The sequence below is a fragment of the Porcibacter vitabionis genome (genome assembly GCF_046263795.1).
Taxonomy (GTDB): Bacteria; Bacillota; Clostridia; order Lachnospirales; family Lachnospiraceae; genus Lachnocurva.
Genome location: NZ_JBJYZD010000002.1, coordinates 249041 through 262200, shown reverse-complemented (window position 1 = coordinate 262200; position 13160 = coordinate 249041). Strand labels below are relative to the sequence as shown.

The 13160-nt window shown below is 47.2% G+C and carries 18 protein-coding genes; all 18 read left to right on the top strand.

Going from position 1 to position 13160, the window contains the following annotated elements:
• The first annotated feature begins 51 nt into the window (after positions 1-51).
• The 18 genes from ftsY to ACKX2L_RS02760 all read left to right on the top strand — a co-directional run bounded on the left by ftsY (position 52) and on the right by ACKX2L_RS02760 (position 13011).
• Positions 52-1023 (top strand): signal recognition particle-docking protein FtsY, encoded by a 972-nt coding sequence (gene ftsY / locus ACKX2L_RS02845; protein ID WP_497550177.1) that lies wholly within the window; start codon positions 52-54, stop codon positions 1021-1023.
• 133 nt (positions 1024-1156) lie between these two features.
• Positions 1157-1498: a YlxM family DNA-binding protein gene (ylxM, locus tag ACKX2L_RS02840; RefSeq protein ID WP_497550012.1), complete on the top strand. Its 342-nt coding sequence runs from the start codon at positions 1157-1159 to the stop codon at positions 1496-1498.
• An 11-nt stretch (positions 1499-1509) separates the two neighbouring features.
• Positions 1510-2865: a signal recognition particle protein gene (ffh, locus tag ACKX2L_RS02835; protein ID WP_497550013.1), complete on the top strand. Its 1356-nt coding sequence runs from the start codon at positions 1510-1512 to the stop codon at positions 2863-2865.
• Positions 2866-2897: 32 nt separating this feature from the next.
• On the top strand, positions 2898-3143 hold the full coding sequence (gene rpsP, locus ACKX2L_RS02830; protein WP_497550014.1) for a 30S ribosomal protein S16: 246 nt from the start codon (positions 2898-2900) through the stop codon (positions 3141-3143).
• Positions 3144-3170: 27 nt separating this feature from the next.
• The gene (locus ACKX2L_RS02825; protein WP_497550178.1) at positions 3171-3401 is read left to right on the top strand and encodes a KH domain-containing protein; all 231 of its coding nucleotides are present in this window, start codon (positions 3171-3173) and stop codon (positions 3399-3401) included.
• 50 nt (positions 3402-3451) lie between these two features.
• Positions 3452-3964 (top strand): ribosome maturation factor RimM, encoded by a 513-nt coding sequence (rimM, locus tag ACKX2L_RS02820; RefSeq protein ID WP_497550015.1) that lies wholly within the window; start codon positions 3452-3454, stop codon positions 3962-3964.
• Between the two features lie 3 nt (positions 3965-3967).
• On the top strand, positions 3968-4849 hold the full coding sequence (gene trmD / locus ACKX2L_RS02815; RefSeq protein ID WP_497550016.1) for a tRNA (guanosine(37)-N1)-methyltransferase TrmD: 882 nt from the start codon (positions 3968-3970) through the stop codon (positions 4847-4849).
• Between the two features lie 63 nt (positions 4850-4912).
• Positions 4913-5260 carry a 50S ribosomal protein L19 gene (gene rplS / locus ACKX2L_RS02810; protein WP_497550017.1) on the top strand — a complete coding sequence of 116 codons (348 nt, stop codon included), beginning with the start codon at positions 4913-4915 and terminating at the stop codon, positions 5258-5260.
• Between the two features lie 99 nt (positions 5261-5359).
• Positions 5360-5974, top strand: a complete 615-nt coding sequence (gene lepB, locus ACKX2L_RS02805; RefSeq protein ID WP_497550018.1) for a signal peptidase I — start codon at positions 5360-5362, stop codon at positions 5972-5974.
• Positions 5975-5978: 4 nt separating this feature from the next.
• On the top strand, positions 5979-6845 hold the full coding sequence (ylqF, locus tag ACKX2L_RS02800) for a ribosome biogenesis GTPase YlqF (protein ID WP_497550019.1): 867 nt from the start codon (positions 5979-5981) through the stop codon (positions 6843-6845).
• 157 nt (positions 6846-7002) lie between these two features.
• On the top strand, positions 7003-7518 hold the full coding sequence (gene lepB / locus ACKX2L_RS02795; RefSeq protein ID WP_497550179.1) for a signal peptidase I: 516 nt from the start codon (positions 7003-7005) through the stop codon (positions 7516-7518).
• Positions 7511-8299 carry a ribonuclease HII gene (rnhB, locus tag ACKX2L_RS02790; protein ID WP_497550020.1) on the top strand — a complete coding sequence of 263 codons (789 nt, stop codon included), beginning with the start codon at positions 7511-7513 and terminating at the stop codon, positions 8297-8299. Before lepB (ACKX2L_RS02795) ends, rnhB begins: the two co-directional genes overlap by 8 nt.
• Complete coding sequence (locus ACKX2L_RS02785; protein WP_497550021.1) at positions 8296-8697, top strand: YraN family protein; 402 nt, start codon at positions 8296-8298, stop codon at positions 8695-8697. Before rnhB ends, ACKX2L_RS02785 begins: the two co-directional genes overlap by 4 nt.
• Before the next feature lie 67 nt (positions 8698-8764).
• Complete coding sequence (gene der / locus ACKX2L_RS02780) at positions 8765-10093, top strand: ribosome biogenesis GTPase Der (RefSeq protein WP_497550022.1); 1329 nt, start codon at positions 8765-8767, stop codon at positions 10091-10093.
• Positions 10090-10752, top strand: a complete 663-nt coding sequence (gene plsY, locus ACKX2L_RS02775; protein WP_497550023.1) for a glycerol-3-phosphate 1-O-acyltransferase PlsY — start codon at positions 10090-10092, stop codon at positions 10750-10752. Before der ends, plsY begins: the two co-directional genes overlap by 4 nt.
• 24 nt (positions 10753-10776) lie before the next feature.
• Entirely contained in the window at positions 10777-11787 is a 1011-nt protein-coding gene (locus ACKX2L_RS02770; RefSeq protein ID WP_497550024.1) for an NAD(P)H-dependent glycerol-3-phosphate dehydrogenase, read from the top strand.
• Positions 11788-11833: 46 nt separating this feature from the next.
• Entirely contained in the window at positions 11834-12274 is a 441-nt protein-coding gene (locus ACKX2L_RS02765) for a dUTP diphosphatase (protein WP_497550025.1), read from the top strand.
• 80 nt (positions 12275-12354) lie between these two features.
• The gene (locus ACKX2L_RS02760) at positions 12355-13011 is read left to right on the top strand and encodes a phosphoribosyltransferase family protein (RefSeq protein ID WP_497550026.1); all 657 of its coding nucleotides are present in this window, start codon (positions 12355-12357) and stop codon (positions 13009-13011) included.
• The last annotated feature ends 149 nt before the right edge of the window (positions 13012-13160 follow it).

Sequence of the window (13160 nt, the reverse complement as noted above, 5' to 3'; positions counted from 1 at the left end):
AGGGAAGAATCTTTGGAGGACGAATCGCTGAGCCTGGAAGGGGAGGAGCCTGTGGAGGCCAAATCGGACGAAGTAACTCCGGAAGAACCCAAGAAAAAGGAAGGCTTCTTCCGCCGCCTGGTCAATGGCCTTGCCAAGACAAGAGCGAATTTCGTCAAGAGTATGGATTATGTCTTCCGTGGATTTACCAATATTGATGACGATTTCTATGAGGAACTCGAAGAAATTCTCATTATGGGAGATATCGGCGTCCGGACAACCGATGAGATCCTGACTGAGTTAAAAGAAGAAGTGAAGGCTCAAAAAATCAAGGATCCGAAGGACTGCCGGGATATTCTGATCAAGCTGATCCGAGACCGGATGTTTGTCCCGGAAGATGCCTATGATTTTCTGAACCAGAAGTCTGTTATTATGGTTGTCGGTGTCAATGGTGTCGGAAAGACCACAACCATTGGAAAGCTGGCAAGGAAATTAAAGGATTCCGGTAAGAGTGTCCTGATCTCTGCTGCCGATACTTTCCGTGCTGCGGCAGGAGACCAGCTCAAAACCTGGGCGGACCGTGCCGGAGTAGCTATGATTGGCGGCCAGGATGGCGCTGATCCGGCTTCCGTCGTCTACGATTCCATCCAGGCGGCCAAGTCCAGGGGAACGGATATTGTTTTGATCGACACGGCCGGCCGTCTTCACAATAAGAAGAATCTTATGCAGGAGCTCTCTAAGATGAACCGGGTCATTGACCGGGAGTTTCCGGAAGCCCACAGAGAGACCTTTGTGGTTTTGGATGCCACGACCGGTCAGAATGCTCTTCAGCAAGCCAGAGAGTTTGATGAAGTGACAGATGTCACTGGCATTATTCTTACAAAAATGGATGGAACTGCCAAAGGCGGTATTGCCGTTGGGGTTCAGGCAGAGTTGAAGAAACCGGTCAAATACATCGGTGTCGGAGAAACAGCCGAAGATCTCGAACGTTTTGATCCCGATGATTTTGTGGAAGCCTTGTTTCGCCAGGAAGAAGATCAGTAAACTTTGCCTTTCTTTTTGCATCAAATTATTTTTGCATTAAATTAAATACAGTCTACAGGAGTTACTGTAAAGGGAAAACACTTGACTGTAAAGGAATTCTCCTTTATAGTAGGTCAGGTAGGAGGTTGCAGTGATGGATGATAAGATCCGCCAGGGAGATCTCTATGATTTCTATGGGGTCCTCTTAAATGATCATCAGAGAGAAGTTTACGAGGATTACGTCCTGAATGATTTATCTCTGGGTGAGATTGCAGAGAATAAGGGAGTATCCCGCCAGGGCGTCTATGATTTGATTCGCCGCTGTACCAAACAGATGGAAGACTACGAGTGCAAAATGCAGCTCATCCGGAAATTTCATCTGATCAGCCGAAATATTCAGGATATCAAAGATCTCCTGAAGAAAGAAAGCAATGTGCCACAGTCAGTGAAAGACTTAATGAAACGGCATCTGGAAGAAATTCTGGAAGAAATATAAGGAGAAGGATATTGGCATTCGACAGCTTATCCGAAAAACTTCAAAACGTATTCAAAGGACTTCGTGGTAAGGGCCGACTTTCCGAGGAAGATGTTAAGAAGGCTTTGAAGGAAGTCAAGATGGCTCTTCTCGAGGCAGATGTAAACTTCAAGGTCGTCAAAGACTTTACGAAGAGAGTAGAGGAACAGGCCATCGGCAGCGATGTCCTGAATGGTTTGAATCCGGCCCAGTCCGTGATCAAGATCGTTCATGATGAGCTCGTCAATATGATGGGATCAGAGGGTGCCGAGCTTACTTTCCGCCCGGGACAGACCGTTACTGTCATCATGATGGTGGGCCTTCAGGGTGCCGGTAAAACCACTACGACAGCCAAGCTTGCCGGAAAGCTTAAGGAAAAGAATAAGAAACCTCTTCTAGCTGCCTGTGATGTCTATCGTCCGGCCGCTATTGAACAGCTTAGGATCAATGCCGAAAAGGTCGGTGTCGATTTCTTCTCCATGGGAGACAGCAAGAAGCCTGCGGATATTGCAGCAGCTGCTGTCGAACATGCCATAAAGAATGGAAACAAGGTCGTATTCTTAGACACCGCCGGACGTCTTCATATTGATGAAGGCATGATGGAAGAGCTTCAGGAGATCAAGTCCCGCCTGGATGTCGCCGATACCATTCTGGTGGTCGACTCCATGACCGGACAGGATGCTGTCAATGTTGCTTCCACCTTCGATGAGAAGGTCGGAATTGACGGTGTGATCCTGACCAAGCTGGATGGTGATACCAGAGGCGGTGCGGCGCTTTCCATCCGTGCTGTCACCGGAAAACCCATTCTCTATGCCGGCATGGGTGAGAAACTTTCCGATCTGGAGCAATTTCATCCGGATCGTATGGCAAACCGGATCCTTGGCATGGGAGATGTCCTTTCTCTGATCGAGAAGGCACAGAATTCCATCGATGAGGAAGAGGCCCGGAAGCTTTCCGAAAAGGTTCGCAAGAAAAAAGGCTTTGATTTCAATGATTATCTGACTTCCATGGAGCAGATGAAGAAGATGGGAGGTCTGACCTCGATCCTCGGTATGATGCCTGGAATGAATAAATCACAGATGGATCAGATCAATGCGGCCATCGATGAGAAGAAAATGTCGCATATCACAGCTATGATCTATTCGATGACAGCTGCGGAGAGAGAAAATCCGGATCTCATTGATATCCACAGAAAACACCGGATCGCCAAGGGCGCCGGCGTCGATATCGCAGAAGTCAATCGCTTGATCAAACAATTCAAAGAAGCCCGGAAGATGATGAAGAAAATGCCCGGGATGATGAAAAATAAAGGTCGTAGATTTGGAAATTTTAATCGGTTTCCATTCTAAATATATATTTTATTTTCTAGGAGGAAAAAACAATGGCAGTAAAGATTCGTTTAAGAAGAATGGGACAGAAGAAGGCACCTTTCTATCGTGTGATCGTCGCTGATTCCAAGAGCCCGAGAAACGGCAGATTCATCGATGAGATCGGTACTTATGATCCTTCCCAGGAACCTGCAGCAGTTAAGATCGATGCTGAAGCAGCCCAGAAGTGGCTGGCAAACGGCGCACAGCCGACCGAGACCGTTCTTCGTCTGATGAAGAATGCCGGTATCGTAAAATAATCATCCGGGAAGGGAGTGGGACGAGTGTTGAAGGAACTTGTAGAAGTAATAGCAAAGTCACTTGTCGATTCTCCGGATGAAGTTACCGTCACGGAAAAAGAATCCGGCAGGACACTCATCCTGGAACTTCACGTTGCTCCATCCGATATGGGTAAAGTCATCGGAAAGCAGGGAAGAATTGCCAAGGCAATCCGCTCTGTTGTAAAGGCAGCGGCTTCCAAGATGGATGAAAAAGTAATCGTCGATATTGTCGACTGAATTCAGACGGGCTGCAGATGCAGCCCGTTTTTTATCAGAAAGGAAGCTACATGTCAGATCGTCTGCGCGTTGGCATTATCACAAGTACACACGGGATCCGCGGGGAAGTGAAGGTCTTTCCGACAACAGACAACCCGGATCGATTTAAAAAGTTAGACCGGGTCTATATTTCCGGCAGGCTGCCGGAAGAGATCCTTCATGTGGAGAAGGCAAGAAGGTTTAAAAATCAGGTGATCCTGAAATTTAAAGAATATGACAATATCAACGATGTCGAGAAATTCCGTCAGTCGGATATCCTGATCGATCGGAAGGATGCCGAAGAACTGCAGGATGATGAGTATTTTATCGATGATCTGATCGGACTTTCGGTTTTTTCAGATGACGGCCGGGATCTTGGGAGATTAAAGGAAGTCTATGAAACCGGTGCCAATGATGTCTTCGTGATCGAGAAAGCAAATCGTAAGGATCTTCTGATCCCCGCAACGAAAGAATGTATTCGATCGGTTGATCCGGATGCCGGCAGCATGACGGTTCACCTTCTGCCCGGACTGGAGGATCTGTAAGAAATGCATTTTCATATTCTGACTCTTTTTCCGGATATGGTGGAAAGAGGACTGGACAACAGTATTATCGGTCGGGCCAGGGAAAAAGGACTGATTACGATAGAGACCAGAAATATCCGGGATTATACCCTGGATCCTCATAAAAAGGTCGACGATTATCCTTATGGCGGGGGCGCCGGTATGCTGATGCAGGCCCAACCGGTCTATGACTGCTGGAAGTCGGTTCGGGATGAGATCGAAATGGAGAGACAGTCGAAACAGGAAGATGAAGATTCGAAAGAGGCTGGTTCGGGATATGGATCCGATTCTATGATCAAAGAAAAGAAGATCCGGACGATCTATCTCACGCCTCAGGGGAGAACCTTCACCCAAAAGGATGCCCATGATTTTGCCCAAGAGGAGGATCTGATCCTGCTCTGCGGTCACTACGAGGGCATCGATGACCGGGTCCTGAATCGGATCTGTACGGACTATATTTCCATCGGAGACTATGTCCTGACCGGAGGAGAACTGCCGGCTATGATCCTGGTCGATGCGGTATCGCGTCTTGTCCCGGGTGTTCTGCATAATGATACGTCGGCTGAGACGGAGTCCTTTGAATCCGGTATTCTGGAGTATCCGCAGTATTCCAGACCGGAAGTCTGGGAGGAAGAAGCGGTTCCAAAAGTTTTGCTTTCCGGAGACCATAAGAAAGTTGATGAGTGGAGGAGAGTGCAGGCAATCTTAAGAACTTATGAGAGACGGCCGGACCTTCTGTCGAACCTGCATTTTAAGAAGGCCGATCTAAAGCTTCTGAAACGAGTGGAAATGTCCGAAAAAGAGAGAAAGATCCTAAAGAAACTCTTGCAGGAACATATGGATTCTGATAAAATATCAACGTTGTAAAAAAATCGGACGGTCCGCTTTTGCCAGTCAGGCATTATGAACGTCAGTGAAAAGGAGAACAAAATGAACGCAAGTGAAGTAATTAAGAACATTGAGCAGGCTGAACTGAAGTCTGACATCGCTGATTTCCGTGTTGGTGATACTGTACGTGTCTACAACAAGATCCGCGAGGGTAACAACGAGAGAATTCAGATTTTCGAGGGTACTGTTCTGAAGAAGCAGGGTGGTTCCAACCGTGAGACCTTTACCGTTCGTAAGATCTCTTCCGGTATCGGCGTTGAGAAGACCTGGCCTCTGCACACCCCGAACATTGAGAAGATCGAAGTCGTTCGTCGTGGTAAGGTACGTCGTAACAAGCTTTACTATCTCCGCGACAGAGTCGGCAAGGCTGCAAAGGTTCGCGAAAAGTAATTTCGGATCTTACTTCCGGGAGGGACAACCACGATGTGGTTGTCCCTTTTTCTTTCTTCTGTGTTGTCCTGATTTTTATTTTCGTGTATAGTAAGAGTTATGGAAAAAATTAAAACAAACATCGAAAAATGGAAAAAAAGAAGACATGACAGTCTGAATTTCCGAAGAAGAAAACGGCATGTCGAATTGGCCAGGGTCAAGGCAGTGGCAAAAAACGCTCTTAGTTACCTTTTGGTCATTTTTCTTGCGCTCATTCTTGTCCTGGCCTTCTTCTATCGCGTCAAGGTCCTCGGTCCCTCCATGGAGACGACCGTCCATAGTGGGGATTCCGTTCTGGTGGACCGTATCCGCTATAAGATATCCGGTCCTCACCGTGGCGATATTGTAGCCTTTCTTCCGAATGGAGATCGTGAAGCAGAGATCAGCATAAAACGGGTGATCGGCCTTCCCGGAGAAAAAATACAGATCAAAAACGGAGCCCTTTATATCAATAATAAAGTCTATAACAGTGATATTTCGAATGAAACGATCAATCATGCCGGACTGGCAGAGAATGAACTGAAACTTGGCAAGGGCGAATATTTTCTCCTGGGTGATAATCGGAATAACAGCGAAGACAGCAGATATGAATCGATTGGCAAGGTTACAAGAAAGGAACTGATCGGTAAGGTCTGGCTCAATGTGACCTTTTCGAATTTTGGCTTGATGGAGTAAGATGATGAATATTGAATGGTATCCGGGCCATATGACCAAGGCCAGACGGCAGATGGAAGAAGACTTGAAGCTCGTGGATCTGATCGTCGAGATTCGCGATGCCAGGATCCCTTTGAGCAGTGCCAATCCGGATCTGATCCGTATGGGGAATCAGAAGCTTCGTCTGATCATCCTGAATAAGGCTGATCTGGCGGATCCGGTAAAGACCTCCCTGTGGATCGAAAAATTAAGGGGAGAAAATACAAGTGTATTGGAAACAGATTCCAAGCTCATGAAGGATCGAAACCGGATCCTTCAGGCCTTTGAAACTGCTGCCAAGCCAAAGAGGGAGAGAGATCAGAAAAGAGGACTGAGAAACCGGCCGATCCGGGCCATGGTGGTCGGAATCCCCAATGTTGGAAAATCCACTTTTATTAATCTCGTGACGAAGAGATCTCAGGCCAAAACCGGAAATAAGCCGGGTGTGACCCGGGGCAAGCAGTGGATCCACACCAGCCAGCAGATTGACCTTCTTGATACACCGGGCATCTTATGGCCGAAATTCGAATCGGAAGAGGTTGGTCTGCATTTAGCTATGTGTGGTGCCATCTCGGATGAGAGAATTCCCATGGAGGAATTGGCCTGCCGGATGATCGATTTCTTAAGAGAAGACTATCCCATGTCTTTGGAAAAAAGGTTTTTTTCAGAAGATCATGAGATTACAACAGGAAAGCCGGCACAAGAAGTCCTTTCGGATCTTGCCGGACAAAGGAAGATCCTGCTTCCCGGCGGAGAACTGAATACGGAGCGGATGGCGGAAATTCTTATGATGGAGTTTCGCACCGGTAAGCTCGGTCGGATCAGTCTGGAAGTTCCCGGGGAAGAAAGCTGAAGCAGGATGGACATCTTTTGGGATGACCGAAAATTATATTAGCAGAGAAGAAAGTACGACCGGAAATAATATGACAGAAGAAAAGAATACAATGGATGAAATGCAATATATGGAGGAAGAGGATGACAAGGAGCAAAGGACCCGAAGGATCCTTTGCATGTTGATCTATATCGTGATTATTGCGATCATTGCTCTGATCATCGTGAATTTTGTCGGTCAGAGAACCATTGTCAGCGGATCCTCTATGGAATCAACCCTTTCGAACCGGGATAATTTGATCATTGATAAACTGACCTATCATTTCCGGGAGCCCAAACGTTTTGAAATCGTTGTTTTCCCGGACCCGGAAGATCCGAAAACATACTTTATCAAACGAATCATCGGACTCCCCGGAGAAACCGTCCAGATCGATCCTTCCGGACAGATCCTGATCAACGGGAAGGTTTTGAAGGAAAACTATGGCAGAGAGGTGATCCAGAATCCGGGTGATGCCCTTACTCCCATTACCTTGGGAAAGGATGAATACTTTGTTATGGGAGATAATCGAAATAACAGCTTAGACAGCCGTTTCCCACAGGTCGGACCTATTCATCGAAACCGATTGATCGGAAGAGCTCTCTGCCGGATCTATCCCTTCAATAAAATGAAAGGACTGTTGCCGAAAAATGAGTGAGAAAGTGCAGGAGATTCAAAAGAAATTAAGGGATGCTCTGGCTTTGAATGATCCTGAGGATCTGAAGGCTTTCCTTTCTCAATACGAAGAGGATGGAAGAAGCAGCGTCCGAAAGATGGCAGAGAGAGCAAAAAGATCCCTGATTGCCTGGCAGAAGGAAGAAGACCGGATCGATCAGATCTCCTTTTTTGAAAGAAAATACAAGGACTATTCCTATATTGCCGGAATTGATGAAGTCGGCCGCGGGCCTCTGGCAGGTCCTGTCATGACATGTGCTGTGATCCTGCCGAAAGGTTGCCGGATCCACGGCATCAACGATTCCAAGAAATTGTCAGAAAAGCAGAGGGAGGAACTCTTTCCCATTCTGAAGGAAGAAGCAGTTTCTTACGCGATCGGCGTCAACTCTCCGGAGCGGATCGATGAGATCAATATTCTGCAAGCAACCTATGAAGCCATGCGCTTTGCCATTCAGAAGCTTTTGCCTCAGCCGGATCTTCTTCTCATTGATGCGGTTCATATCCCTGAGGTAGAGATCCCTGAGGTCAGTATTATCAAGGGTGATGCCAAGTCCATTTCCATTGCTGCCGCAAGTATTTTAGCCAAGGTGACCCGGGATCACTATATGGAAGAAATGGATGTCCTCTATCCGGAATATCATTTCCGGGAAAATAAGGGATACGGGACCAGAGACCACATTGAAGCCTTGAAGAAGTATGGCCCCTGTCCCATTCACAGGAAGAGTTTTATCGGTCATTTTGTTGATCTCGGAGTTATGGATTGAAAGAAAACAAGCGTTCCGTCGGGAGTTTATACGAGGGTCTTGCCGCTCTCTATCTGGAAAAACAGGGAATGGAAATCCTTGTCAGGAATTACCGAAACCGAATGGGAGAGATTGACCTGATTGGAAGAGAAGAAGAGGAAGAGGTCCTTGGAATCCATAAAGTCAGGACCTCCTACCTCGTCTTTATCGAAGTAAAGTTTCGCTCCGGAGAGATCTCCGGCGATCCGACGGAATCCGTCGATTCTCGAAAAATGCGGCAAATCTCCAAAACGGCTCTGTATTTTCTGAAAGAAAACGGCTATTCTGAAGATACACCGATCCGTTTTGATGTGATCGGGATCGATCGTGAGGGAAAGATCCGGCATATCCGGAATGCATTTTTATTCAAGGGATATTGATGTTTTTTTCAACGGATCATAGCAGACAGAATATAGACCAAACAAATCAGATTGGAAGGAATAGAATATGAGTAAACCTGTTGTAGCCATTGTCGGCCGTCCAAACGTCGGCAAATCAACACTTTTCAATGCCCTTGCCGGGGAAAGAATCTCCATTGTCAAGGATACGCCCGGCGTGACCCGGGACCGGATCTATGCTGACTGCAACTGGCTGGATCGGGAATTTACCATGATCGATACCGGTGGAATTGAGCCGGATTCAGATGATGTGATCCTGAGTCAGATGAGAGATCAGGCACAGATCGCTATCGATACGGCAGATGTGATCCTCTTTATCACAGATGTACAGCAGGGTCTGCAGGACTCGGATATGCGGGTCTGCGACATGCTGCGTCGTTCCAGAAAACCGGTGATCCTGGTTGTCAATAAGGTGGATGACTTCAAAAAATACGAAGCGGATATCTACGAATTTTATAATCTTGGAATCGGTGATCCCATGCCCATTTCTTCCATCAATCAGCTGGGCTTTGGTGATCTCTTGGACAAGGTCATTTCCTATTTCCCGGACAAGTCCAAAGAGGAAGAAGACGACGACACGCCGAAGATCGCCATCATCGGAAAACCCAATGTCGGAAAGTCTTCTCTTGTCAACCGTCTGTCCGGTTCGGACCGGTCGATCGTTTCGGACATCGCAGGAACCACGAGAGATGCCATTGATACCCGTGTCCGTTTCCATGGCAAGGACTATATTTTCATCGATACAGCGGGACTTCGCCGGAAATCAAAGGTCAAGGAAGACCTGGAACGCTATTCTGTGATCCGGGCCGTTTCGGCGGTCGAAAAGGCGGATGTCGTTCTGATTATGATCGACGGGACAGAAGGTGTCACTGAGCAGGATGCCAAAATTGCAGGAATTGCCCACGAACAGGGCAAGGGAATCATTGTGCTTGTCAATAAATGGGATGCGGTAGAAAAGGATGATAAGACGATCTATCGACAGACCGAGAAGATCCGTTCGACTTTATCCTTCATGCAGTATGCCCTGATCCTTTTTGTTTCCGCAAAGACGGGCCTTCGGGTCAATAAGATCTATGAAGCCATAGATACGGTAATCAGTAATTCCACCCTCCGGGTGCAGACCGGTGTCTTGAATGAGATCGTAGCGGAAGCCGTTGCCATGCAGCAGCCGCCTATGGATAAGGGTAGAAGACTCCGGATCTATTATGCGACTCAGGTGTCCGTGAAACCACCGACTTTTGTATTCTTTGTCAATTACAAGGATCTCATGCATTTCTCCTATGTCCGCTATCTGGAGAACCGGATCCGGGAGTCCTTTGGTTTTGAAGGAACTGCCTTACATTTCATCACGAGAGAAAGGAAGGAGGGCGACGAATGATCTGTGCCAGACTGATCAGTCTTCTGATCGGATATGTCTGCGGACTGATTCTCTGGGGCTATCTGACCGGAAGGCTTCATCACATTGATATCCGGACCAAGGGCAGCGGTAATGTCGGAACGACCAATACTTTAAGAGTGATGGGGCTTCGCGCCGGGGTCCTGACTCTGATCGTAGACTGCATGAAAGCGGTTCTGGCTGCCATCCTGGTAAGCCTGATCTTCTCCCATTTTTCCTGGGTATCAGGAACAGATCTTAGGATTCTTCGCCTCTATGCAGCTTTCGGAGCGGTTCTTGGCCATATGTATCCATGCTATTTCCATTTTAAAGGCGGGAAGGGAATCGCAACCGGCCTTGGCTTTCTGATCGTCGTCGAGCCAAGAATGCTTATTGTTGCCGGCGGGGTTTTCATTTTACTGGTGGCAATCAGTCGTTTCATCAGCCTCGGATCGATTATTGCAGCCTTGTCCCTCCCGGTTCAGGCCCTGATTTTCTATGCCATGGGCTGGTTTCATTATGGAAGCAGAGGCAATATCGAGGCTGCAGTCCTGACTTCTATTGTCGGAATTATGGCAATCATCAAACATCGAAGTAATATCGGACGCCTGATTAAGGGAAATGAGAACAAATTCACCTTCCATCCTAAAACAGGAATCTGAAAAGAATTCGATCAGGAGGTTAACATGGCTGAAATATCCATATTGGGCGCAGGTTCCTGGGGAACGGCCCTGGCAATTCTTCTATCCCAGAACGGGCACCAGGTCACCCTCTGGTCTCACCGAAGCGACCAGGTGGAAGAGTTGAAGAAAAGTCATAAGAACGAGAGCAAACTGCCCGGGGTCATCCTGCCGGACAGACTGATCTTTACCGCAGATCTGGAGCGGGCCGTATGGGACAAGGATCTACTCGTCATGGCTGTTCCATCTACAGCGACCAGAGAGACAGCAGAGAAGATCAAGCCCTATATTTCATCCGGGCAAAGAATCATTACGGTTACCAAGGGAATCGAAGAAGCGACCCTTCTCAGCCAGGTAGAAATCATCGAAGAGGTCCTGCCGGAAGCAAATGTCGGCATTTTAAGCGGTCCCAGTCATGCGGAAGAGGTTGCCGTCGGTATGCCGACGGCTGTTGTTGCCGGTTCCAAAGACCGAGACCTTGCTGTCATGACACAGGAATTCTTCATGAATGAAACCTTTCGTGTCTATACCAGCCCGGATGTCATTGGTATTGAGATCGGCGGCTCTCTGAAAAATGTGATTGCTCTTGCGGCCGGAATGTCGGATGGCCTTGGTTTCGGCGATAATACCAAGGCTGCTTTGATCACGCGGGGGATCAAGGAGATCACAGCCCTGGCTGTGGCATGTGGCGGACAGCCGGAGACTCTTGCCGGGCTGACCGGGATCGGTGACCTGATCGTAACCTGTCAGAGCCATCATAGCAGAAACCGTCTTGCCGGATTCTATATCGGACAGGGAATGAAGACAGGAGATGCCATGAAGCGTGTTGCCATGGTTGTCGAGGGTGTTTATTCGGCAAGAGCTGCTGCCAAATTGGGAGAAAAGTATGATGTGGAGCTTCCGATCATTACGGAAGTCAATCATGTTCTTTTTGACGGCAAGGATGCCCGGGAAGCCGTGCTTTCTCTGATGACCAGAGACAAGAAAAAAGAGGATGAAAGGCTTCGTTTTGTTTGACTTCATTTCACTAAGATTCACTATGAAAAAATGAAAGGGATAGGACATGCAGGAAAAGACGATCCGGATCAAGTATCACAATAAAGAGATCGAGAAATTGACTTACATCGACGGGAAGTCCGACTGGATCGACCTTCGAGTTGCTGAGAATATCAAGCTGAAAAAGGGAGATTTCCATCTTGTAGATATGGGAATTTCCGTAGAACTTCCCAAGGGCTATGAAATGCTGATCGTAGCAAGAAGCTCTACCTTTAAAAATTTCGGTCTGATCCAGACCAATGCCATGGGCATTGTCGATGAATCCTATTGTGGGGATGATGATATTATTCGTATGCCGGTTTATGCGACCAGAGACTGTGAGCTTCATGTCAATGACAGGATCGGACAGTTTCGAATCCTCGAGCATCAGCCGAAGATCACTTTTGAAGAAACCGAGCATTTGAACAATAAATCTCGTGGCGGCTTTGGCTCAACTGGTGTAAAATAAAAACAGATTTTCCGACAGAAATAGGAATCGGTTGATCGATGACTGAAATCTTTGCTTAAAATGGTAAAGGGGGTAATTTTATGGCAAATGATATGGAAAGCAGAATCACCAAATTCTATGCAAAGCATGATCCCCAGATTACGATCAATGCAGCACCGGGACACTTTGCAGCAGGCGCTTCTCACACAAATTTCTATATTGATATCACGCGAATCAAAGTCAGAGTCAGAGAAGCCCAGGAAGCGGCAAAGGCCTTAAGGCAGCATCTTCAGAATCATGTTTATACGGTAGATACCATTGTCTGCCTGGATGGAACCGAGCTTTTGGGAGGTTTCCTTGCCGATGAGCTGGAGCGGTCGAATTTCCAGATGACCAATAAGCATGAGACGATGTATGTCGTTACTCCGGAGGAAAATTCTCTTCATCAGTTTATGTTCCGACAAAACAACCGTCTGGCCATTGAGGGAAAATATGTTCTTCTTTTGGTTGATAATATCTCGACCGGAGGAACAGAAAGACGGGCTATGGAATGTATTCGTTACTACGGTGGCCTGAATGTCGGTATTGCTGCCATTTTCTCTACGATGAACAAGGTGGATCAAAAGGAATGTTACAGCCTCTTTACACCGGATGATATCCCCGGCTACCAGACCTATCCGGCACAGGATTGCCCTATGTGTAAAAAGAAGATCCCGGTAGATGCGATCGTGAACGGCTATGGCTATGCCAAGCTTTGATCATCTTTCAGATCAGAAGCCTTTCAAAGCAGGATGCAAACCTATGTTTGCATCCTGCTTTTAGATTCGCTATAATTAGTGATCGATTGTGTGATTGGTTGATTGGTTGATTGGTTCCCGTAGCTGAAAAGTATACGAGGCACTGAAAT